The sequence below is a fragment of the Pseudomonas arvensis genome, from assembly GCF_056688935.1.
In genome coordinates this window covers 4235571-4256346 of sequence record NZ_CP162038.1, presented here as the reverse complement: position 1 = coordinate 4256346, position 20776 = coordinate 4235571, and the positions used below count along the sequence as shown (strand labels likewise).

At 60.1% G+C, this 20776-nt stretch carries 22 protein-coding genes; 11 read left to right on the top strand and 11 right to left on the bottom strand.

The genetic code is table 11. The features are described from left to right. Positions 1–86: 86 nt before the first annotated feature. The gene (locus tag AB3G88_RS19115; RefSeq protein WP_099586358.1) at positions 87–1049 is read right to left on the bottom strand and encodes an alpha/beta hydrolase; all 963 of its coding nucleotides are present in this window, start codon (positions 1047–1049) and stop codon (positions 87–89) included. A gap of 143 nt (positions 1050–1192) precedes the next feature. Between AB3G88_RS19115 and aroC the strand changes: the two genes are divergently transcribed. The 4 genes from aroC (at position 1193) to AB3G88_RS19095 (ending at position 4519) form a co-directional block, all read left to right on the top strand. Next, on the top strand, positions 1193–2284 hold the full coding sequence (gene aroC / locus AB3G88_RS19110) for a chorismate synthase (protein ID WP_480451214.1): 1092 nt from the start codon (positions 1193–1195) through the stop codon (positions 2282–2284). Between the two features lie 70 nt (positions 2285–2354). Next, positions 2355–3515: an MFS transporter gene (locus AB3G88_RS19105; protein WP_480451212.1), complete on the top strand. Its 1161-nt coding sequence runs from the start codon at positions 2355–2357 to the stop codon at positions 3513–3515. Beyond that, on the top strand, positions 3512–4042 hold the full coding sequence (locus AB3G88_RS19100) for a 1,2-dihydroxy-3-keto-5-methylthiopentene dioxygenase (RefSeq protein WP_480451210.1): 531 nt from the start codon (positions 3512–3514) through the stop codon (positions 4040–4042). Before AB3G88_RS19105 ends, AB3G88_RS19100 begins: the two co-directional genes overlap by 4 nt. Positions 4043–4249: 207 nt before the next feature. Further along, on the top strand, positions 4250–4519 hold the full coding sequence (locus AB3G88_RS19095) for a response regulator transcription factor (protein WP_099586354.1): 270 nt from the start codon (positions 4250–4252) through the stop codon (positions 4517–4519). 60 nt (positions 4520–4579) lie between these two features. Here the strand turns inward: AB3G88_RS19095 and AB3G88_RS19090 are convergent, their stop codons facing one another. Beyond that, a complete protein-coding gene (locus tag AB3G88_RS19090) occupies positions 4580–4858 on the bottom strand; it encodes a DUF3509 domain-containing protein (RefSeq protein WP_010208870.1) in 279 nt (92 codons plus the stop codon). A 395-nt stretch (positions 4859–5253) separates the two neighbouring features. Between AB3G88_RS19090 and AB3G88_RS19085 the strand changes: the two genes are divergently transcribed. The 4 genes from AB3G88_RS19085 (at position 5254) to AB3G88_RS19070 (ending at position 8522) form a co-directional block, all read left to right on the top strand. Further along, complete coding sequence (locus AB3G88_RS19085; protein ID WP_480451208.1) at positions 5254–7080, top strand: long-chain-acyl-CoA synthetase; 1827 nt, start codon at positions 5254–5256, stop codon at positions 7078–7080. 95 nt (positions 7081–7175) lie between these two features. Beyond that, positions 7176–7691, top strand: coding sequence for an ankyrin repeat domain-containing protein (locus tag AB3G88_RS19080; protein ID WP_099586352.1), 516 nt, complete (start codon positions 7176–7178; stop codon positions 7689–7691). A gap of 41 nt (positions 7692–7732) precedes the next feature. Continuing rightward, positions 7733–8263: a hypothetical protein gene (locus AB3G88_RS19075; RefSeq protein ID WP_480451205.1), complete on the top strand. Its 531-nt coding sequence runs from the start codon at positions 7733–7735 to the stop codon at positions 8261–8263. 67 nt (positions 8264–8330) lie between these two features. After that, positions 8331–8522, top strand: coding sequence for a PLDc N-terminal domain-containing protein (locus tag AB3G88_RS19070; protein ID WP_003172956.1), 192 nt, complete (start codon positions 8331–8333; stop codon positions 8520–8522). Positions 8523–8742: 220 nt separating this feature from the next. Here AB3G88_RS19070 and AB3G88_RS19065 read toward each other — a convergent pair whose 3' ends face one another. From AB3G88_RS19065 to AB3G88_RS19050, 4 genes are all read right to left on the bottom strand, one after another. After that, complete coding sequence (locus AB3G88_RS19065; protein ID WP_400530991.1) at positions 8743–9579, bottom strand: IS3 family transposase; 837 nt, start codon at positions 9577–9579, stop codon at positions 8743–8745. Continuing rightward, positions 9576–9878, bottom strand: coding sequence for a transposase (locus tag AB3G88_RS19060; protein ID WP_014717988.1), 303 nt, complete (start codon positions 9876–9878; stop codon positions 9576–9578). Before AB3G88_RS19060 ends, AB3G88_RS19065 begins: the two co-directional genes overlap by 4 nt. Before the next feature lie 245 nt (positions 9879–10123). Next, complete coding sequence (locus tag AB3G88_RS19055) at positions 10124–10981, bottom strand: IS3 family transposase (RefSeq protein WP_218573960.1); 858 nt, start codon at positions 10979–10981, stop codon at positions 10124–10126. Next, positions 10978–11271, bottom strand: coding sequence for a transposase (locus AB3G88_RS19050; RefSeq protein WP_064452164.1), 294 nt, complete (start codon positions 11269–11271; stop codon positions 10978–10980). The genes AB3G88_RS19055 and AB3G88_RS19050 overlap by 4 nt, the downstream gene beginning before the upstream one ends. A gap of 601 nt (positions 11272–11872) precedes the next feature. On the opposite strand from AB3G88_RS19050, the gene AB3G88_RS19045 reads away from it, so the two are divergent. After that, positions 11873–13960 (top strand): LTA synthase family protein, encoded by a 2088-nt coding sequence (locus AB3G88_RS19045; RefSeq protein WP_099586350.1) that lies wholly within the window; start codon positions 11873–11875, stop codon positions 13958–13960. Between the two features lie 52 nt (positions 13961–14012). On the opposite strand, the gene AB3G88_RS19040 is transcribed toward AB3G88_RS19045, so the two are convergent. Continuing rightward, positions 14013–14165, bottom strand: coding sequence for a DUF3309 family protein (locus AB3G88_RS19040; RefSeq protein ID WP_015885095.1), 153 nt, complete (start codon positions 14163–14165; stop codon positions 14013–14015). A 330-nt stretch (positions 14166–14495) separates the two neighbouring features. Here AB3G88_RS19040 and AB3G88_RS19035 point away from each other — a divergent pair, with 330 nt between their 5' ends. Together AB3G88_RS19035 and AB3G88_RS19030 are read left to right on the top strand one after the other, a co-directional pair. Further along, a complete protein-coding gene (locus tag AB3G88_RS19035; protein ID WP_099586349.1) occupies positions 14496–15311 on the top strand; it encodes an SDR family oxidoreductase in 816 nt (271 codons plus the stop codon). Between the two features lie 127 nt (positions 15312–15438). Continuing rightward, the gene (locus tag AB3G88_RS19030) at positions 15439–15636 is read left to right on the top strand and encodes a carbon storage regulator (protein WP_099586348.1); all 198 of its coding nucleotides are present in this window, start codon (positions 15439–15441) and stop codon (positions 15634–15636) included. A gap of 6 nt (positions 15637–15642) precedes the next feature. Here the strand turns inward: AB3G88_RS19030 and AB3G88_RS19025 are convergent, their stop codons facing one another. Genes AB3G88_RS19025 through AB3G88_RS19010 form a run of 4 tightly spaced genes read right to left on the bottom strand, consistent with a single transcriptional unit; the run spans position 15643 to position 20696 of the window. Continuing rightward, on the bottom strand, positions 15643–15870 hold the full coding sequence (locus tag AB3G88_RS19025) for a YheU family protein (protein ID WP_003192759.1): 228 nt from the start codon (positions 15868–15870) through the stop codon (positions 15643–15645). Between the two features lie 59 nt (positions 15871–15929). Then, the gene (locus AB3G88_RS19020) at positions 15930–17114 is read right to left on the bottom strand and encodes an osmoprotectant NAGGN system M42 family peptidase (protein WP_099586347.1); all 1185 of its coding nucleotides are present in this window, start codon (positions 17112–17114) and stop codon (positions 15930–15932) included. 57 nt (positions 17115–17171) lie between these two features. Next, a complete protein-coding gene (ngg, locus tag AB3G88_RS19015) occupies positions 17172–18920 on the bottom strand; it encodes an N-acetylglutaminylglutamine synthetase (protein WP_480451202.1) in 1749 nt (582 codons plus the stop codon). Positions 18921–18923: 3 nt separating this feature from the next. Then, positions 18924–20696, bottom strand: coding sequence for an N-acetylglutaminylglutamine amidotransferase (locus AB3G88_RS19010; protein ID WP_099586345.1), 1773 nt, complete (start codon positions 20694–20696; stop codon positions 18924–18926). Positions 20697–20776: the final 80 nt, after the last annotated feature.

The window sequence follows — 20776 nt, the reverse complement described above, 5'->3', positions numbered from 1 at the left end:
TCCATGCCCAGCGAGCCGACAGTCTTTTTTGCTGTCGACACTGGGCTTATCGGCCGGTTTTCCCAGGACTGGAGGCAAATTGTCGCTTAACGGGGTTGAAGTCCGTCGATAAAGCGCACCACGCGGTTGCCCAGCTCCGCGGCGAGGGGTAATTGCGGGTCATTGTAGGAGGCCAGTTGCTGCTTCACGTTGTTGGGCACGATGCGCATGACGTGGTTCATGCCTTCGATCACGGTCAACTCGGCATCGGGCTTGGCCCTCTTCAGTTGCTGAGCGTCGCCGACACCGACCTGAATATCGTTGGTGCCCTGAACGATCAAGGCGGGCATGCGCAGTTTGGCAAAGGCTGCCGACGGATCCGCGCGAAACAGACTGATCAGATAAGGCTGCACACTGGGTCGGAAAATGGCCTCCAGCGGGCCAGGTACATCGGCATCCACTTGGCCGGCCTTGAGGTGATCGAGGATTTCATTGCTGCGCAGCAGCAGGGCAGGGGGCAGGTGATCGGCCAGTTGCTGGCGGATCACCTGGTCCACCGGGCGGGCGCTGCCGGACAGGGAAATCACGCCCGCCGGGTCGAGTTGCGGGGCGGCGAGGGCGGCGACCAGCGCACCTTCGCTGTGGCCCAGCACAATCAGCGGGCCCAGGCGTTTGTCGGCCTTGAGCATGTTGCCCCATGCCACCGCGTCGGCCACATAGGCGTCCAGGGTCAGGTTGCGTTCGTCCGGTGTAGCGGCGAGGCTCGCGGCCACACCGCGCTTGTCGTAGCGCACGCTGGCGATGTTGTGCCGGGCCAGCACCCACGCCAGGCGCTTGAGGCTGTCGTTGCGCGCGCCGTCGGCACTGTTGCCGTTGCGGTCGGTGGGGCCGGAGCCCGCGATGATCAGCACCACGGGCACAGGTTTGTCGGACTGGGGCAGCAGCAGCGAACCAAACAGTTCGCCGCTGCCGGTGTCCAGGCTGATGGGCCGTTGCAGTACGACGGGGGACGCGGCATGAGCCAGGGCGGTGAACAGGGTGAGGGTGAACAGCAAAGCTCGCAGCATTATCGTGCCATTATCCGGGGAGTGCCGGTTGGACCCGTGTCGACCGGTAAGGTTTCGAGGATGAACTAGTCGGTTAGCCTGCGTATACTGGCCGCCTTAAGTTATTACGGTTGACTTGATTCAACTGATTTCACGGAGCGCCCTGCATGTCCGGCAATACCTTCGGCAAGCTGTTCACTGTCACCACCGCGGGCGAAAGCCATGGCCCGGCGTTGGTCGCCATTGTCGACGGCTGCCCGCCCGGCCTGGAACTGTCCCTGGAGGACCTGCAGCGCGACCTCGACCGCCGCAAGCCTGGCACCAGCCGCCACACCACCCAACGCCAGGAACCCGACGAAGTCGAGATCCTCTCCGGTGTCTTCGAAGGTCGCACCACCGGTTGCGCCATCGGCCTGCTGATCCGCAACACCGACCAGAAGTCCAAGGACTACTCGGCGATCAAGGACCTGTTCCGCCCGGCCCACGCCGACTACACCTATCACCATAAATACGGCGAGCGCGACTACCGTGGCGGTGGCCGCAGTTCTGCGCGCGAAACCGCCATGCGCGTGGCCGCCGGTGCCATCGCCAAGAAGTACCTGGCCACCCAGGGCATCGTGGTCCGTGGCTACATGAGCCAGTTGGGCCCGATTGAAATCCCGTTCAAGACCTGGGACAGCGTGGATGACAACGCTTTCTTCAGTCCTGACCCGGACAAAGTGCCTGAGCTGGAGGCCTACATGGATCAGTTGCGCCGTGACCAGGATTCCGTCGGAGCCAAGATCACCGTGGTCGCCGAGGGCGTCAAGCCGGGCCTGGGCGAGCCGATCTTCGACCGCCTGGACGCCGAACTGGCTCATGCGCTGATGAGCATCAACGCCGTCAAAGGCGTGGAAATCGGCGCAGGCTTCGCGTGCGTATCCCAGCGCGGCACCGAGCACCGTGACGAGATGACCCCACAAGGCTTCCTCAGCAATAACGCCGGCGGCATCCTTGGCGGCATTTCCTCCGGGCAGCCCATCGTTGCGCATCTGGCGCTCAAGGCCACGTCGAGCATCACTACCCCAGGCCGCTCGATTGATGTCAACGGCAACTCGGTGGACGTGATTACCAAGGGCCGCCACGATCCGTGCGTCGGCATCCGTGCCACGCCAATTGCCGAGGCAATGATGGCCATTGTGTTGATGGACCACTTGCTGCGCAACCGCGGGCAAAATGCTGATGTACAGGTGAACACCCCGGTACTGGGCCAACTGTGACGATGTGTGGCGGGCGAGCTTGTTGTGGTGAGCGAGCTTGCTCGCGCCGGGCTGCGAAGCAGCCCCCTGCATGATTCCTCTTCCATACTGGCGCCTCTCCAGCTTCTACCTGTTCTACTTCGCCCTGCTGGGGGCGACGGCACCTTTCCTGGCGTTGTACTTCGATCACTTGGGCTTCTCCAGCGCGCGCATCGGCGAGCTGGTGGCCATCCCCATGCTGATGCGCTGCGTGGCCCCCAACCTGTGGGGCTGGCTGGGCGACTATACCGGTCGCCGCCTGGCCATCGTGCGCTTTGGCGCAGTGTGCACCCTGATCAGCTTTTCGCTGATTTTCGTCAGCAAGACTTACGCCTGGCTGGCTCTGGTGATGGCGCTGCACGCGTTTTTCTGGCACGCGGTGCTGCCACAGTTTGAAGTGATCACCCTGGCGCACCTGCAAAAACAGACGTCGCGCTATAGCCAGGTTCGGTTGTGGGGCTCCATCGGGTTTATCCTCACCGTGGTAATCATGGGCCGGCTATTCGACTGGCTGAGCCTGGATATCTACCCGGTGGTGGTCGTGGTGATCATGGCCGGGATCATCGGCGCCAGCCTGTGGGTGCCGAATGCGCTGCCTGCCACCCAGGGCAATCGCCTGGCCGGTGATGGTTTCCTCAAGCAGTTGCGCAGCCCCGGCGTACTGGCGTTTTACGCGTGCGTCGCGTTGATGCAGATGAGCCATGGGCCGTATTACACCTTTCTCACCTTGCACCTGGAGCACTTGGGTTACAGCCGTGGCGTGATCGGCATGCTGTGGGCCCTCGGGGTGGTGGCAGAAGTGCTGATGTTCCTGGCCATGAGCCGCATCCTCACGCGCTTCTCGGTACGCCGCGTGCTGCTCGCCAGTTTCCTGTTGGCGGCGCTGCGCTGGTTGCTGTTGGGCTCGTTTGCCGAATTCCTCTGGGTACTGCTGCTGGCACAGGTGATGCACGCCGCCACCTTCGGCAGCTTCCACGCGGCGGCGATTGCCTTTGTGCAACGCAGTTTTGGCGACAAGCAACAAGGCCAGGGCCAGGCGTTGTACGCCGCTTTGGCGGGCACCGGCGGTGCGCTGGGCGCGCTGTACTCCGGCTATAGCTGGAACCTGCTGGGGCCGACCTTCACCTTTAGTATTGCCAGCGTCGCCGCCCTGGCTGCGGCCGTTATCATTGGCCTTCGATTGCACGAGCAGAACCAAGGAACCCTTCAATGAGTTATGTCGCTGTCTACCACGTTGCTACGCCGGACACCCCGAACAAGGTCCTGACCCATACCGACGACATCGCCGCGACGCTGGCCGAGCACGGCGTGCGGTTCGAGCGCTGGCAGCCCGCCCTGATCGAGAAGGGCGCCAGCGAGGCGCAAATGATTGCGGCCTATAAGCTGCAGATCGATGCGCTGAGCTACGGTGCGGTGGCGGTGTTCAGTGTCACGAGCGACCATCCGCAGAAGGACGAATTGCGTGCCGGGTTCCTCCATGAGCGCCGTTACAGCGAAGATGAAGTACGTTTTTTCATCGCCGGCCAAGGCCTGTTCACCCTGCACATCGGCGACTACGTCTACGCCGTGCGCTGCGAGAAAAACGACTTGCTGGTGATCCCGGCCGGCATGGCGCACTGGTTTGATATGGGCGAGAACCCCCACTTGGTCACACTGCACTTGTTTAACTGCGCGCAAGGGGCGGTTCCGGAATTCACCGGCGACGATATTGCCAGCCGTTTCCCTGGTTTGGACGATTGAAACCAGGCAACTCGAATCTTCAACCCCGGCAAGTTGGAAGTTGTTGTGGGAAGAAGCTTAGTTGCTTGTAGGGTTTGGCTGTTTATCGCGACCCATGCGCACTGTAACCGTTCGTTATGTAACTCTTTGCGGCACCAGCTGTATCACCTGTCAATAGGAGGAATCCGAGAGGTGATTGGGCATCAGCCAATAAATAGGAGAGATGTAATGAATGGCCCAGAGGAGCCGTCTCAGTCGTCGTATTTCGTGCCCAATGCCGTCAGGAGACGCCTGAGTTTGTCCGGCAAGCCGCTGACCCCTGCGGAACTGGAGATCTTGCGCTGGGCCTCGGAGGGCAAGACCGTCTGGGAAATCAGTCAGATTCGTGCCACTTCCGAAGCCACGGTCAAATTTCACTTGCGCAACATCTACGGCAAATTGGAAGTCAACAACCGTGTGCAGGCGATGAACGAGGCGACTCGCCAAGGCCTGTGCTGACTTCAACGAAAAAGGGCCGCGACGCTCAACGGCGTCGCGGCCCTTTTTATAGTGCAGTGCTTAAGCCGAATGGTAGGTCGGCAGTGCAAAGCGGTTCTGGCTTTGCAGCATCGAAATCTGTGGCAGGTCACTGGCTTGTTCGGCCAGGTCGCGGCGGATGGCGCTGATCACCCAAGTGAGTTGATCGGCAGTGTGCAACTGCTGGTAGGAAATCGAGCGCTTGACCTGTTTGCCTTCACTGTTGCGCAGGGTCAACAGGATACCGCCGTCGGGACGTGGCTGGGTGGTCACGTCGTAGTTGGAGAATACTGAAGCGAATTTATCTTGGATCAGGCTCATGTCTATCAGCTCCGTTGGCTCAAGTTGGCAAGCATGGAGTGATAGGTGCAGTGATTGTGCCAGCTTCTGATTTATTAAAATATCGTTATAAATCAGCAGGTTATAAAAATATAAAATTTTCGGTTTCGTGCAATTTGCATGAATGGCCATCATGCATCCTGCATTTTGCGCTACTCGGGACGGTCGAATCGGCGCCCCGTTATTTATGAAGACTGCCTTTGCGCCGCTAAATTCCGTTTTTCCGTGGTTGTCGGTCGGGATACAAAACTTTTCAAATCCCGCGTGTACAGTCGAAGAAGGGCTGACGTATTTTCCTGCAATGCATTCGGCCTCCCTCTTACGGAGGTATGGATGCGTTGGGATCATACGAACAATAAGAAAAAGGATGTTCCGCCATGAGCCACCCGCAGAACGACATGATCACCTGGGGCAAGTTGCTGCGTAAGGTGCCCTCCATTGTTCGTGCCCTGCCACGCGTCGTGCGTGGCATGCGTGCCGCCAATGTCACCGACCCCGCGCAGCCTTGCGGGTTGGGGTGGCACTTTGAGCAAGCTACCCTGCGCAATCCCGATGGCAATGCGTTGCTGTACGGCGACCGGGCGCTCAGCTATACCGAAGCCAACCAGCGTGCCAATCGTATCGCCCATCACCTGCATGCCCAGGGCATTGGCAAAGGCGACGTAGTGGCGTTGTTTGTCGAAAATCGCCCCGAATTACTCTTGAACGTGCTGGCCGTGGCCAAGCTGGGGGGCGTCTGCGCGATGCTCAATACTGCGCAAACCCAAGCGGCCCTGGTGCACAGCCTGAACCTGGTGAGCCCGGTAGCCATTATTGTCGGTGCGGAACTGGGGGCGTCCTATCAAGACGTGCGTGATCAGGTCGCGATCACGGCTGATCGAACCTGGTTCGTCGCCGACCAGCCGTCCAGCGAGGTGCCGGACGGTTACATCGACCTGATGGCGGCCAGTGCCGGGTGCTCGGTGCAGAACCCGGCCAGCACCGCGCAGATCTTCTTCAATGACCCGTGCTTTTATATCTACACGTCAGGCACCACCGGCCTGCCCAAGGCCGGGATCATGAAACATGGTCGCTGGACCAAGACTGCCGTCAGCTTCGGCAGCATCGCCCTGGACATGGGCCCGGATGACGTCCTCTATTGCACCTTGCCGCTGTACCACGCCACCGGATTATGTGTGTGCTGGGGCTCTGCGATTGTCGGCGCGTCGGGCTTTGCCATCCGCCGCAAGTTCAGCGCCAGCCAGTTCTGGGATGACGCGCGTAAGTTCAAGGCAACCACCCTCGGTTACGTCGGCGAGTTGTGCCGTTACCTGCTTGACCAGCCGCCCGGCGAGAACGACCGTGACAATCGCGTCACCAAGATGGTCGGCAACGGCCTGCGCCCTGGCGTGTGGGCGCAGTTCAAGACGCGCTACGGCGTCGAGCATATCTGCGAGTTGTACGCGGCCAGCGACGGCAATATCGGCTTTACCAACGTCTTGAATTTCGACAACACCATTGGCTTTTGCCTGCAGCATTGGGCCCTCGTCGACTACGACCACGAAGGCGGCGAGCCGCTGCGTGGCAGCGATGGCTTCATGCATAAAGTGCCCACGGGCGGGCAGGGCCTGTTGTTGGCACGAATCGATGAAAAATCCCCCTTCGACGGCTACACCGACCCGGAAAAGAACCGCAAGGTCGTGCTCACCGACGTGTTTGAAAAGGGCGACCGCTACTTCAATACCGGCGACTTGTTGCGCAGCATTGGCTTCGGCCATGCGCAATTTGTCGATCGCCTGGGGGACACCTACCGCTGGAAAGGTGAAAACGTCTCCACCACCGAAGTCGAGAACGTCCTGCTGCAACACCCGCAGATCGCCGAAGTGGTGGCTTATGGCGTCGAGATCGAAAACACCAACGGCCGTGCGGGCATGGTCGCCATCACCCCGAGCGAATCCCTGGCCGCGCTGGATATGCGCGAACTGCTGCAGTTCGCCCACGGCCAATTGCCGGCCTATGCGGTGCCGCTGTTCCTGCGGATCAAGGTCAAGATGGAAACCACCGGCACCTTCAAGTACCAGAAGGTCAAGCTCAAGGAGGAGGCCTTTGATCCGGGCAAGTCGGGCAATGACCCGGTGTATGCCTGGCTGCCGGGTTCGGACTGCTACGTGCCGGTCACCGGGCAATTGCTGGCGCAGATCCAGGGCGGTCAATTCCGCTATTGATTGTGCCTATCGGGGCTTTTGACAAAAAAACCATGACAGGTGGGAACTCCCTCGCGACACTTGGCGCCCTATAAGCACCAGATAAGGAGCCCCACATGTCCGACCAGCCGAAACAAATGACCGAAGATGAAGCCGCTGAATTTGCCGAGCAAGTCTTCGACGTTGCCCGCCGCGGTGACGCGGCCATGCTTGCCGCGCTGCTGGCCAAAGGCTTGCCGGCCAATTTGCGCAATCACAATGGCGACACCCTGCTGATGCTCTCGGCCTACCACGGCCACGCCGAGGCGGTAAAAGTCCTGCTGGAGTTCAAGGCCGACCCGCTGATCGCCAATGACAAGAACCAACTGCCGATTGCCGGTGCCGCCTTCAAAGGCAACCTGCCGGTGGTCAAGGCGCTGATCGAAGGCGGTACGCCGGTAGACGCCGCGTCCTCTGATGGCCGCACCGCGCTGATGATGGCGGCCATGTTCAACCGCGTCGACATGGTTGACTACCTGCTGGGCCAAGGCGCCAACCCCAAGGCTACGGATGCCCAAGGCGCAACCGCGTTGGCAGCCGCCCAGACCATGGGCGCAGTGGATACGGCGGCGCAGTTGCAGAAACTGGTGTAGGCTTTGCGCCCTCAAAAACCAGCCCGCTACAGGATCGCCCCATGAAAACCAGCCTCGTCGAACTCATCAGCAAAATCAGCGCCGGGGTCATGGGCGACGACGAGGTCGCGAAGATCGCCGATGAGGCTGCCCAAGCCTACGCGGATCCTGCTGCATTTCTGGCCGCCAACCCGGACATCAACTACGACGACAGCTTCCCGATTCCGTTGGGGGAGTGGGTGGTGGTGGGCAGCCTGCCGGAGACCGTGCTTTTCCAGGCCGACACGTACGGTGAGCTGTTTGCGCAGATCGTCGCCTCGTTCGGCCCGGGCGTTGCGTTCAACCTCAAGCCCAAGCAATTGGCCAAGACCGAAAGCCTCACTGCCCTGAACCGCATTCAGATCCAGATGAGTGCCCTGAGCCCGGAAGATGGCGGCTATGTGCTGCTTGATTTCAGCCAGCCGCTGGATGATGAGATCCAGGCTGTATTGGTGTTCGGCAATGAGCTGCCACGGGTGCTGGAGCTGTGTGGCGAAGTCGGCATCAAGGCCGAGCCATCCCTGGAAGCGCTGAAGGTGGCAATCCACGTCTGAAATAAAACGGAACCCCGGCCAGGGCTGACTATCCTACAAGGGCATGCCCTCACTTAGGAGCGACACCATGGGTTCCACTTTTAATGGCTTGATTGGGTTGATCATCCTCGCGCTGGATATCTGGGCGATCATCAACGTGTTCAAAAGCGGCGCAAGCACGGGCGCCAAGGTGTTGTGGATCCTGTTGATCTTGCTGCTGCCGGTACTGGGCCTGATTATCTGGGCGATTGCCGGGCCACGGGGCAACGTGCGGATCTGATCGCCTCACTCTACCCGGAGTAGGCACTACCCAGTGTGGGAGGGGGCTTGCCCCCGATGGCCATAGGTATCTACACAACTTTGGCGTGGCCCTGAACCTGTGGTGAAGGGGCTTGCTCCCGTGACAACCTGATAGCCGACGCGTATCTAATTGATGCCCCGCGATTTAAATGTGGGAGGGGGCTTGAACTGGTCAAGTAATCTTGGACACCGATTACGGTTCACGCCGCCAACCTTTCCTTCATGACCGGCGACCGGTAGTCGTTGTAGCTGTGAGGCCTGCTGATGTTGTAGCGAGAGACATAGCGCTGCACGTCTGCTCGGGCCTCATGTTCCAGTTTGTAGCCCGTTTCAGGCACCCACTCTGATTTCAAACTGCCAAAGAAACGCTCCATCGGGGCGTTATCCCAGCACTCGCCTTTACGGCTCATGCTTTGCCTAAAACCCTGTTTGAGCAGCTCGTTTCGAAACTTATGACTGGTGTACTGACAACCTTGGTCAGAATGAAACAACACATTCTGGGGATGGCTGCGTAGCTCAACCGCCATGCGTAGCGCTTCGCAGGTCAGGTTGGCATCAGAAATCATCGAGAACGACCAGCCCACGATCCTGCGAGCGTACAAATCCAGAACGGCGGCGAAGTACATCCACCGCTTGCCGACCTTGATGTAAGTCACGTCGCCACACCACACCTGATTAACCGCCGTCACATCAAATTTCCGCTTGAGCACGTGTGGCGCCACTAAGGCCTCCACGCCCGGCGATTTGTACTTATGGCGCCTGCGCTGACGACTAGCGATGCCAGCTTCGCGCATCAAACTGCGAGCCATATAACGTCCGATACGATGCCCTTTGGCTTGTAGCTCCTTGGACAATGTACGTGCGCCGGCCGACTCTCTGGACGCCTTGTGGTGCCTGACCAGCGCGGCCTTGAGCTTGTCCCGTTCAGGATTTGCTCTGCCTTGGCGCTGGCGCCAAGCGTAGAAACTACTGCGGTTGACCCCGAACGCCCGGCAACACCTTTTAACGCCGTACTGCTCGTCCAGCTCATCGATCAACGTGAATGATCTTTGGCGTCCAAAAGCAGGAGAGCACTGGCCTTTTTTAGGATTTCGATATCCAGGTCTTTCTCTCTGAGCAGAGCTTTGAGCCTCTGGATTTCTCGTTGATCAGCGGTAATCGCCTTGGCCCCTACGGGAGTCGAGCCCAAGCGTTCTTTTTGCACTTGATCGACCCAGCGACGCAGCGCTGTGGGGCCGATATCCAGGCTGGCACAGACTTCGGTAACTGGCTGACCTTCATCCAACACCATGCTGGCGGCCTTGAGCTTGAACTCACTCGAATAAGATTTACGCATATCCAAACACCTCAAATTTGGGCGCTATCATAGCGCCCGATTGAAGTGTCCAAAATCATTAGGCCAGTTCAGCTTGCCCCCGATGGCGGCTTGACAGCCGACCAGGATGTTGGATCTGACCGAGTACATATCCGTTTCTGCGGTAACGGCTACTTAGGGTTACGCCCTTACGGCGTGTCACTTTTGTAAAGGCACAAAAGTAACCATGGACTTGCTCCCTCAAAACGTACGCCATAAAGCGAGCGTTAAGCAGTTTGCTTCAGTTGCTTTGCGTAGTCATTAGGTGAGCTGTATCCCAGCGCCGAGTGCAGCCGTGTCGGGTTGTAAAAACCATGGATGTAGCTCGCGATAGATGCGTGAGCCTGTGCTTTGCTGGGATACACACCGGTAGCTTCTTCCTTCTTGAGTGTGGCAAAAAAGCTCTCTGCTACAGCGTTATCCCAGCAGTTGCCCTTACGGCTCATGCTTTGCACAAACCCCCTGTCCAAGATCATGCTGCGAAAACCGCTGCCCGTGTATTGCCGACCTCTATCAGAGTGAAAAATTACACCCTGATCAACTGGTGTATTCGTCCAGGCGTTCAAAAAAGCCTGCTGCACCAGACCCTCAGGCATCCGTTCCGACAGGCTGTAACCGAGTACCTGGCGTGTTTGGATGCTCAGCACCACGGCCAAATATAGCCACCCCTGACGCGTCGAAATATAGGTGATATCGCCCACCCACGCGGGAGTTGGGCTTGTCACAGAAAAACGTCGTTTCAACACGTTGTCGGAAATTGGCTGGATATACCGATTATCCATCGAGTGTTTGAACCGAGCCTTGATTTTCCCTCGCAACATTTCTTCTCGCATCAACCGGGCCACTCGCTTATGCCCAACTGAAAAAGATCGGTTATGAAGTGCCTTGACCATCCGCGGGCGCCCATAAGTGCCGCGACTGGCATGATGAATCGCACGAATTTCCAGGCGAATTTCAGCGTCTGGATCAGGACGTTCCCGGCGTTTCAAATAGCCGTGAAAGCCCGACACCGAGACTTCCATCACTCGACATAACAACCTGACTGGAAAGCGAGTCCGTTCACGGGCGACGAAGGCGTATCTCAGTTGGACTCTCTGGCAAAGAACGCCGTCGCTTTTTTTAGGATTTCTCGTTCCATTTTAAGCGTGGCATTTTCAGCTCGAAGCCGGGCCAGCTCGCTTTCCAGGTCAGAGACCGGATGCCGGGCAGGAGAACTGAGAGGACGCCCGTTGCGTGCGGCGTCCAGCCAATTACCTAAGGTTTTGACCGAGATATCTAACTGTCGAGCTGCTTCTCCTCGACCAATGCTTTCAGCGAGTGTCACTGCCTGAGCTTTGAAGTCGTCGGTGTAACTGCGGCGGGTTTGCTGTGACATAGGTGCCTCCAAGGTTGCGATTAAAATATCGCTTCTTGGCGTCCGCTGCGAGGGAACAAGTCCACCAAAAGGCCTTCGCCCCAACACTCGGCACCTCGCTTAGGCTCGGTGTGCCCGAACACAGGCTTGAATCCGTGGGCCGCCGCCACGCGCCATCCATGGCGCAGGGCGGCTAACCCGGCGTCCTGCCGGGTTACCCACGGATTCAAGCCTGCGTTCGGCCAGCGTGTTTGACGGGGCGCCTGAGATCAAGATCAAAAGCCAGAGCAACAGCAACAGCGTAAGAGCAAGCAGTTGTGTAGATACCTATGCCCCGATAGCGGTGTATCAGCCACTCATCTGGCAATGACATACCGCTATCGGGGGCAAGCCCCCTCCCACATTTGGTTTCAGGGTGCCCTCTAGATTTGTGTATCGAAATATTCGCTGCACACAATTTTCACAACTCATCCAAGACAATTCCCCGGCTTTTTCTGCCTGCCATTAAAGGCGCTGCAGCGGCGCACGTTCAGTAATTAATAGCCTTGCTGTGACTGATCGGGCACCATTCGCGCCACTGCGATATTTCGTCACTTAAACTTCCAATGGGTCCTGAAACGACATGGCAAACCCGGACGCCCTGAGTCAGCAGCGAGCTTCTAATCGCCTGCTGCAACCGACCGTCAAATCCCATCTGGCGTACACGCTGCTCTGCGCACTGGTCATGATGGTGATGTTCTCCCTGCTGCGCCTGGCGCTGCTGGTCTACAACCGCGAGATGATCCTCGACACACCGGCTTCGACTTTCCTGGAAGCGTTCGCCAACGGTCTGCGTCTTGACCTGCGCCTGGTGGTGTACCTGCTGATCCCGCTGCTGCTGGCACTGTTCAGCGTACGGGCCATGGCAGCGCGGGGCTTCTTCCGTTTCTGGTTGACCATCGCGTCCAGCATCGCCCTGTTCCTGGGCTTGATGGAGATGGACTTCTACCGCGAGTTCCACCAGCGCCTCAACGGCCTGGTCTTCCAGTACGTGAAGGAAGACCCGAAAACCGTGATGAGCATGCTCTGGTACGGTTTCCCGGTGGTGCGCTACCTGCTGGCCTGGGCCGTGGGTACGCTGATCCTGAGTATCGCCTTCAAAGGCGCCGATCGCGCCACGCGCCCACGCGGCCCGTTCAGCGGTGGCAGCATTGGCACGCGCCAGGTGGCGCCGTGGTACAACCGCATCGCGGTGTTCGTGGTCTGCCTGCTGATCGCCGTGGTTGCCGCTCGTGGCACCCTGCGCCAGGGCCCGCCGCTGCGTTGGGGTGACGTGTACACCACCGACTCGAACTTCGCCAACCAGTTGGGCCTCAATGGCACCTTGTCGCTGATCGCGGCGGCCAAGGCCCGGTTCGGTGAAGACCGTGCCAATATCTGGAAGGCCACCCTGGACCAGCCGCTGGCGACCCAGACCGTGCGCGACATGCTGGTACTGCCCCAAGAGAAACTGGTGGATACCGACACCGCCGCCGTGCGCCGTGACTACATGCCACCGGCCGAGAAGACCCTGCCGATCAAGAACGTCGTGGTCATCCTGATGGAAAGCTTCGCCGGTCACTCGGTGGGTGCATTGGGTCGTCCGGGCAACATCACGCCATCCTTCGACAAACTGTCCAAGGAAGGCCTGCTGTTCGACCGCTTCTTCTCCAACGGCACCCATACCCACCAGGGTATGTTCGCCACCATGGCCTGCTTCCCGAACCTGCCGGGTTTTGAATACCTGATGCAGACGCCGGAAGGCAGCCACAAGCTGTCTGGCCTGCCGCAGTTGCTCAGCGCGCGTGATTTCAACGACGTGTATGTCTACAACGGCGACTTCGCCTGGGACAACCAGTCGGGCTTCTTCAGCAATCAGGGCATGACCAACTTCATCGGCCGTAACGACTTCGTCGACCCGGTGTTCTCCGACCCGACGTGGGGCGTGTCCGACCAGGACATGTTCAACCGTGGCCTGCAGGAGTTGAAAGCCCGCGAAGGTGGCAAGCCGTTCTACGCACTGCTGCAAACCCTGTCCAACCACACGCCGTACGCGTTGCCAACCCCATTGCCGGTTGAGAAAGTCACTGACCGTGGCAGCCTCAACGAGCATTTGACGGCCATGCGCTACTCCGACTGGGCCCTAGGACAGTTCTTTGAAAAGGCCCGCAAGGAGCCGTACTTCAAGGAAACTCTGTTTGTGATCGTGGGCGACCACGGCTTTGGCAACGAACAGCAGATCACCGAGATGGACCTGGGCCGCTTCAACGTGCCGATGCTGATGATCGCACCGGGCATGCAGGAGAAGTTCGGCGAGCGTGACCACACCGTGGGCACTCAGATCGACATTGTGCCGACCATCATGGGCCGCCTCGGTGGCGACACCCTGCACCAGTGCTGGGGCCGTGACTTGCTGAACCTGCCGGAAGGCGATAAAGGCTTCGGCGTGATCAAGCCTTCGGGCAGCGACCAGACCGTGGCCTTGGTTACCGCAGACCGCATCCTCGTGCTGCCCAAGGAGATGCCACCGAAATTGTGGCAATACGAACTGGGCGCCAACCCGACCGGTAAGGTGATTGCTGAATCGCCGGACGAGGCCGCACTGAAGCAGAAACTTGAATCGTTCCTGCAGACGGCCACCAAAAGCCTGTTGGATAACACCGCCGGCGTAATTGACGGCAAGCCGGACTAACTAACCGGCAATAAAAAAGAGGCCTTTTCAGGCCTCTTTTTTTATGCGGTTTTTATATCCGGCCGAGCAACAACAAGACCAGCAGGACAACCAGCACGACACCCAGGATACCCGACGGGCCATAGCCCCAGTTGCGCGAATGCGGGAACACTGGCAGACCGCCGACCAGCAGCAGGATCAGGATGATAATTAGAATGAGGCTCATGGTTTTATTTCCTTATAGGCCTTGTGCAAGGACTGATGATTAAACATTAGGACCGCAGGTTTAATTACGGGCGCCTTAACAACTCCGACTGCTGCGCGTCGCAGAAAATTCCGTGTTTTTTTAAAGCATTTTGCAAACGTGCTTATTTCTTTTAATACGCTCGCCACTACCCCCTCCTAGTTGAAAAAGATTGAACTTAGGCTATAGGCAGGCATCCGACCGGGCCCACGGTTTGCCTGGGGCATTCAGCAGTCTAATGGTGCGTGGGTGGGGGAAAAACCTTCGCTACACTGCCGATCACTTCTTCTGTGAACCACAAGGCTACTTCCTATGCAAAATCGCATGATGATCACTGGCGCCGGGTCCGGTCTGGGTCGTGAAATCGCTCTGCGCTGGGCCCGCGAGGGTTGGCAGTTGGCCTTGTCGGATGTCAGCGAGCCAGGCTTGCAGGAAACTCTCAAACTCGTGCGTGAGGCCGGTGGCGATGGCTTTATCCAGCGTTGCGACGTGCGCGACTACAGCCAGCTCACCGCGTTCGCCCAGGCGTGCGAGGTGAAGCTGGGCGGCATTGATGTGATCGTCAACAATGCCGGCGTCGCCTCAGGCGGCTTCTTCGCAGAATTGTCCCTGGAGGATTGGGACTGGCAGATCGCGATCAACCTGATGGGCGTGGTCAAGGGCTGCAAGGCGTTCCTGCCACTGCTGGAAAAGAGCAAGGGCCGCATCATCAACATCGCTTCCATGGCGGCGCTGATGCAAGGGCCGGCCATGAGCAACTACAACGTGGCCAAGGCCGGTGTGGTGGCGCTGTCGGAAAGCCTGCTGGTCGAGCTCAAGCAACAGGAAGTCGGCGTGCATGTGGTGTGCCCGTCGTTCTTCCAGACCAACCTGCTGGACTCGTTCCGTGGGCCGACGCCGGCGATGAAGGCCCAGGTGGGCAAGTTACTGGAGAGTTCGCCGATCTCGGCGGCGGATATCGCTGATTACATCTATCAACGTGTGGCTGAAGGGGAGTTCATGATCCTGCCCCACGAGCAGGGCCGCATGGCGTGGGCGCTGAAGCAGAAAAACCCGCAGTTGCTCTACAACGAAATGACCACCATGGCCGACAAGATGCGCGCCAAGGCGCAGGCAGTGAAGGGCTGATTCAGTGTTGGTCTGTCAGGCAATTTACCTGCGTTTGTAGGTATTGCCTGATTTGGCTGCCAGCCATTGAAGCCACTCCAGTCATCGCGCATGGTCGGGGTCCTGTCACTCCAAAAGGACAACCGCCATGCTGGTCTTAAGCCGCGCTGTAGGCGAAATCATCTCCATCGGGGATCACATCACTTTGCACGTCCTCGAACTGAACGGTACCCAGGTGAAATTCGGCATTGTCGCGCCAGCGGGAATCAATGTGCACCGCGCCGAGGTGCATCGCAAAATCCTCGAACGCCAAGCCACTCAACCCCAACCTGCTACCAACCCTTGACCCCCCTCAATCGAACAGGTGCTTGGGCACATCGTGCTTGAGCATCAACTGGCATTGCTCGCTTTCCGGGTCGAACACAATCAGCGCCTGGCCCTTGGTCAGCGCCTGGCGCACGCGCAGTACGCGGGTTTCCAGGGGCGTGTCGTCGCCATTGTCGGTGCCGTCGCGGGTGACGAAGTCTTCGATCAGGCGTGTCAGGGTGTCGACTTCAAGTGCATCGTAGGGAATCAGCATACAAGCCTCAGGGGTTAAGTCCCGGCGATGCTACTGCGCCGGGACGCTGGTTGCCAGTCTCAGGACTTCTGACCCACCAGACTGTCCACCGACGGCACGCGGGTGTCGCTCTCCATCTGTGTCTCATGCTCCAACTGATGACTGAACCGATCCAGTGAACCCTGGGCCGGTTGCGCATCACTGGCGAACACCGGCGGGCTGAGGATGTACGCGCCCAACAGGCGACTCAGAGCGGCCAGGCTGTCGATATGGGTGCGCTCGTAGCCGTGGGTCGCGTCGCAACCAAACGCCAGCAGCGCCGTGCGGATATCGTGGCCAGCGGTCACTGCCGAGTGCGCATCGCTGAAGTAATAACGAAACAGATCGCGGCGTACCGGCAGGTCGTTTTCCGATGCCAGGCGCAGCAGGTGGCGGGACAGATGATAGTCATACGGCCCGCCGGAATCCTGCATTGCCACGCTGACCGCATGCTCGCTGGAGTGCTGGCCGGGGGCGACCGGCGCAATGTCGATGCCGACAAACTCACTCACATCCCACGGCAGGGCGGCGGCGGCACCGCTGCCGGTTTCCTCGGTGATGGTGAACAGCGGATGGCAATCGATCAGCAACGGTTCGCCGCTGTCGACGATGGCTTTGAGCGCGGCGAGCAGGGCGGCGACGCCGGCTTTGTCGTCCAGGTGACGGGCGCTGATATGCCCGCTCTCGGTGAACTCGGGCAGCGGGTCAAAGGCTACATAATCGCCCACGCTGATGCCGAGGGAATCGCAATCGGCGCGAGTCGCGCAGTAGGCGTCCAGGCGCAGTTCTACGTGGTCCCAGCTCACCGGCATTTCGTCCACGGCGGTGTTGAACGCATGCCCGGACGCCATCAACGGCAATACGCTGCCGCGAATCACGCCGTTATCGGTGAACAGGCTGACGCGGCTGCCTTCGGCAAAGCGGCTGGACCAGCAGCCCACGGGCGCCAGGGTCAGGCGGCCGTTGTCCTTGATCGCGCGCACGGCGGCGCCGATGGTGTCCAGGTGCGCAGAGACAGCGCGGTCGGGGCTGTTTTTCTGCCCCTTGAGGGTGGCGCGAATGGTGCCGCGCCGGGTCATTTCAAATGGGATGCCCAGTTCTTCCAGGCGCTCGGCGACATAGCGCACGATGGTGTCGGTAAACCCGGTGGGGCTGGGAATGGCGAGCATTTCCAGCAGCACTTTTTGCAGGTAGTTGAGATCCGGTTCGGGGATGGTTCGGCTCATGGAAACTCCTGATCAGATAAAGGCGCTTGTGTGGCAAGGGAGCTTGCTCACCACAGGTCATTGGGCAGTCGGTTGGCTGTGCGGGAAGAGAAGATCCACAAACTTTTCCGCAGTCGGCTGCGGCTCATGGTTGGCCAAGCCGGCCCGTTCATTGGCTTCGATAAACACGTACTCGGGTTGGTCGGCGGCGGGCACCATCAGGTCCAGGCCCACCATGGGAATATCCAGGGCGCGGGCGGCCCGCACGGCGGCGTCCTTGAGGGTCGGGTGCAGGATCGCAGTCACGTCTTCCAGGCAACCGCCGGTGTGCAGGTTGGCGGTGCGGCGCACGGCCAGGGTTTTACCGGGGGGCAGGATGCTGTTGTAGTCGTAGCCGGCGGCGGCCAGGGTGCGTTCGGTTTCGGCGTCCAGCGGGATTTTGCTTTCGCCGTCCGTGGCCGCCTGGCGGCGTCGGCTCTGGGCTTCGATCAACGCACCAATGGAGTGATGGCCGTCACCAATCACTTCAGCGGGACGGCGGATCGCGGCGGCGACCACTTCGAAGCCGATCACCAGAATGCGCAGGTCCAGGCCTTCGTGGAAGCTTTCCAGCAGCACGCGGCTGTCGAATTGGCGCGCCGCTTCGATGGCCTGTTGCACCTCTTCGATGCTGTGCAGGTCCACCGCCACGCCCTGGCCCTGTTCGCCGTCCAGCGGCTTGACCACGATGCGCTGGTGTTCGTCGAGGAACTCCAGGTTGTCATCGGCGCTGCCCGCCAGTTGCTGCGACGGCAATTGCAGACCGGCGGCCTTGAGCACCTTGTGGGTCAGGCTCTTGTCCTGGCACAGGGTCATGCTGATGGCGCTGGTCAGGTCGCTCAATGACTCACGGCAGCGCACACGGCGCCCGCCGTGGCTGAGGGTGAACAGGCCCGCGTCGGGATCGTCCACCTGCACATCGATGCCACGACGATGGGCTTCTTCGACAATGATCCGCGCATAGGGATTGAACCCTGCCTGCGGGCCGGGGCCGAGAAACAGCGGTTGGTTGATGCCGTTCTTGCGCTTGATCGCAAATGTGGTCAACGCCCGAAAACCGAGCTTGGCGTAGAGGCTCTTGGCCTGACGGTTGTCGTGCAGCACCGACAGGTCCAGGTAGCTCAGGCCCCGGCTCATAAAGTGCTCCACCAAGTGGCGCACCAGCACTTCGCCGACGCCGGGCCGCGTGCATTGCGGGTCGACCGCCAGGCACCACAGGCTGCAACCGTTCTCCGGATCGTGAAAGGCTTTCTGGTGATTGAGGCCCATGACGCTGCCGATCACCGCGCCGCTGTCTTCATCCTCCGCCAGCCAGTACACCGGGCCACCTTGATGGCGTGGCGTGAGGCGCTCGGCGTCGACGGGCAACATGCCGCGTCCCTGATACAGCTGGTTCACGGCCAGCCAGTCAGCTTCGGTTTGCACCCGGCGGATACGAAAGCCGCGAAATACCCGCGTAGCCGGGCGGTAGTCGGTAAACCACAGGCGCAGGGTGTCGGACGGATCGAGGAACAACTGCTGCGGATCGATCCCGAGAATCTGCTGGGGCGCGGCCACATACAGGGCGATGTCGCGCTCACCGGGCTGCTCGTGGAGCAACGCCTGCGCCAAGCTTGCTGGATCAGGAAAGGTATGCCCGATCAACAACCGGCCCCAGCCGCAATGCACCGCAATCGGTTCGGCGGCCAGGGGGCTGCCATCTTCGGCCAGTCGGGCTTGCAGGCGCTCGTAGGTCGGCGCCTGGCCCTTGAGCAAGCGTTGGCTATAAGCCGCTGCGTGGGGTTTCATCAATCAGATTCCTTGTTCGCTGAGCCACAGGTTCAGCGCCGCCAATTGCCACAGCTTGGAGCCGCGCAACGGGGTCAATTGGCCTTGCGGGTCGGTCAGCAGGCGATCAAGCATGGCCGGGTTGAACAGGCCACGATCCTGGCTCGGGTCCAGCAACAGTTCACGCACCCAGTTCAAGGTGTCGCCTTGCAAATGCTTGAGGCCGGGCACCGGGAAGTAGCCTTTCTTGCGGTCGATGACTTCGCTCGGGATCACGCGGCGCGCCGCTTCCTTGAGTACCTGCTTGCCGCCGTCGGGCAACTTGAACTGGCCTGGCACGCGGGCCGAGAGTTCCACCAGGCGGTAGTCGAGGAACGGCGTGCGCGCTTCCAGGCCCCAGGCCATGGTCATGTTGTCGACGCGCTTGACCGGGTCGTCCACCAGCATCACGGTGCTGTCCAGGCGCAAGGCCTTGTCCACCGCTGCATCGGCGCCGGGCATCGCAAAATGCTCGCGCACGAAGTCGCCAGCGGCGTCATTGGCGGTCAGCCACTTGGGCGCGACGGTGGCGGCGTAGTCGTCGTAGCTGCGGTCGAAAAACGCCTCGCGGTACGCCGCATACGGATCGCTGGCGCCATCGACGTGCGGGTACCAGTGGTAACCGGCGAACAGCTCATCGGCGCCCTGGCCGCTTTGCACCACTTTGCAATGCTTGGCGACTTCCCGCGACAGCAGGTAGAAGGCGATGCAGTCGTGGCTGACCATCGGTTCGCTCATGGCGCGGAACGCGGCGGGGAGTTGTTCGATGATCTCGCTTTCGGCGATGCGCAGTTGGTGGTGACGGGTGCCGTAATGCCTGGCGATCAGGTCCGAGTACTGGAACTCATTGCCCGCTTCGCCGCCGGCGTCTTCAAAACCGATGGAAAAGGTCGATAGATCCTGTACGCCGACTTCCCGCAGCAGGCCGACGAGCATGCTCGAATCAACGCCGCCGGAAAGCAGCACGCCCACATCCACCGCCGCCCGTTGGCGGATCGCCACGGCGTCGCGGGTACTGTCGAGCACGCGGTCGGTCCAGTCTTGCAGGGTGAGGTTTTTTTCGTCCTCACGCGGGCCGTAGGGCAGGGTCCACCAGGTTTTCTGTTCAGTCTTGCCGTCGGCGTCGATGCGCATCCAGGTCGCTGGCGGCAGTTTTTCGATCCCCGCCAGCAGGGTGCGCGGCGCAGGCACCACAGCATGGAAGTTCAGGTAGTGATTGAGCGCCACCGGATCGAGGATCGGGTTGATATCGCCGCCCTTGAGCAGCGCCGGCAAGCTTGAGGCAAAGCGCAGGCGCTGGCCGGTGCGCGACAGATACAGAGGCTTCACGCCCAGGCGGTCACGGGCGATGAACAGGCGCTTGGCGTCGCGTTCCCAGATGGCGAAGGCAAACATGCCATTGAGCTTGGGCAGCAGCGCTTCGCCCCAGGCGTGGTAGCCCTTGAGCAGCACTTCGGTGTCGCCGCCGGAATAGAAGGCGTAGCCCAGGGCTTCAAGCTCTTCACGCAGTTCCGGGAAGTTGTAGATCGCACCGTTGAAGGCCAGGGACAGGCCCAATTGGGCGTCGACCATCGGTTGGGCGGAGCCGTCCGACAGGTCCATGATTTTCAGGCGTCGATGGCCCAGGGCAATCGGCCCTTGAGCCTGGAAACCCCACGCGTCAGGTCCGCGTGGCGCCAGGTGATGGGTGATTCGCTCCACGGCTGCCAGGTCGGCAGGTTGGTGATCGAAACGCAGTTCTCCAGCTAATCCGCACATAAAGTCCTTACCGGTTTTTCCGTTGGGGAGGGAAGAAGTACCAAGCGCCAAAACGGCGGGTACCCAGAAACTGACCGGGG

Bases quoted from the DNA above. Each gene is read 5' to 3' on its own strand.
- aroC (WP_480451214.1), top strand. From the start codon at position 1,193: ATGTCCGGCAATACCTTCGGCAAGCTGTTCACTGTCACCACCGCGGGC.
- AB3G88_RS19105 (WP_480451212.1), top strand. From the start codon at position 2,355: ATGATTCCTCTTCCATACTGGCGCCTCTCCAGCTTCTACCTGTTCTAC.
- AB3G88_RS19100 (WP_480451210.1), top strand. From the start codon at position 3,512: ATGAGTTATGTCGCTGTCTACCACGTTGCTACGCCGGACACCCCGAAC.
- AB3G88_RS19095 (WP_099586354.1), top strand. From the start codon at position 4,250: ATGAATGGCCCAGAGGAGCCGTCTCAGTCGTCGTATTTCGTGCCCAAT.
- AB3G88_RS19090 (WP_010208870.1), bottom strand. From the start codon at position 4,858: ATGAGCCTGATCCAAGATAAATTCGCTTCAGTATTCTCCAACTACGAC.
- AB3G88_RS19085 (WP_480451208.1), top strand. From the start codon at position 5,254: ATGAGCCACCCGCAGAACGACATGATCACCTGGGGCAAGTTGCTGCGT.
- AB3G88_RS19080 (WP_099586352.1), top strand. From the start codon at position 7,176: ATGTCCGACCAGCCGAAACAAATGACCGAAGATGAAGCCGCTGAATTT.
- AB3G88_RS19075 (WP_480451205.1), top strand. From the start codon at position 7,733: ATGAAAACCAGCCTCGTCGAACTCATCAGCAAAATCAGCGCCGGGGTC.
- AB3G88_RS19070 (WP_003172956.1), top strand. From the start codon at position 8,331: ATGGGTTCCACTTTTAATGGCTTGATTGGGTTGATCATCCTCGCGCTG.
- AB3G88_RS19060 (WP_014717988.1), bottom strand. From the start codon at position 9,878: ATGCGTAAATCTTATTCGAGTGAGTTCAAGCTCAAGGCCGCCAGCATG.
- AB3G88_RS19050 (WP_064452164.1), bottom strand. From the start codon at position 11,271: ATGTCACAGCAAACCCGCCGCAGTTACACCGACGACTTCAAAGCTCAG.
- AB3G88_RS19045 (WP_099586350.1), top strand. From the start codon at position 11,873: ATGGCAAACCCGGACGCCCTGAGTCAGCAGCGAGCTTCTAATCGCCTG.
- AB3G88_RS19040 (WP_015885095.1), bottom strand. From the start codon at position 14,165: ATGAGCCTCATTCTAATTATCATCCTGATCCTGCTGCTGGTCGGCGGT.
- AB3G88_RS19035 (WP_099586349.1), top strand. From the start codon at position 14,496: ATGCAAAATCGCATGATGATCACTGGCGCCGGGTCCGGTCTGGGTCGT.
- AB3G88_RS19030 (WP_099586348.1), top strand. From the start codon at position 15,439: ATGCTGGTCTTAAGCCGCGCTGTAGGCGAAATCATCTCCATCGGGGAT.
- AB3G88_RS19025 (WP_003192759.1), bottom strand. From the start codon at position 15,870: ATGCTGATTCCCTACGATGCACTTGAAGTCGACACCCTGACACGCCTG.
- AB3G88_RS19020 (WP_099586347.1), bottom strand. From the start codon at position 17,114: ATGAGCCGAACCATCCCCGAACCGGATCTCAACTACCTGCAAAAAGTG.
- ngg (WP_480451202.1), bottom strand. From the start codon at position 18,920: ATGAAACCCCACGCAGCGGCTTATAGCCAACGCTTGCTCAAGGGCCAG.
- AB3G88_RS19010 (WP_099586345.1), bottom strand. From the start codon at position 20,696: ATGTGCGGATTAGCTGGAGAACTGCGTTTCGATCACCAACCTGCCGAC.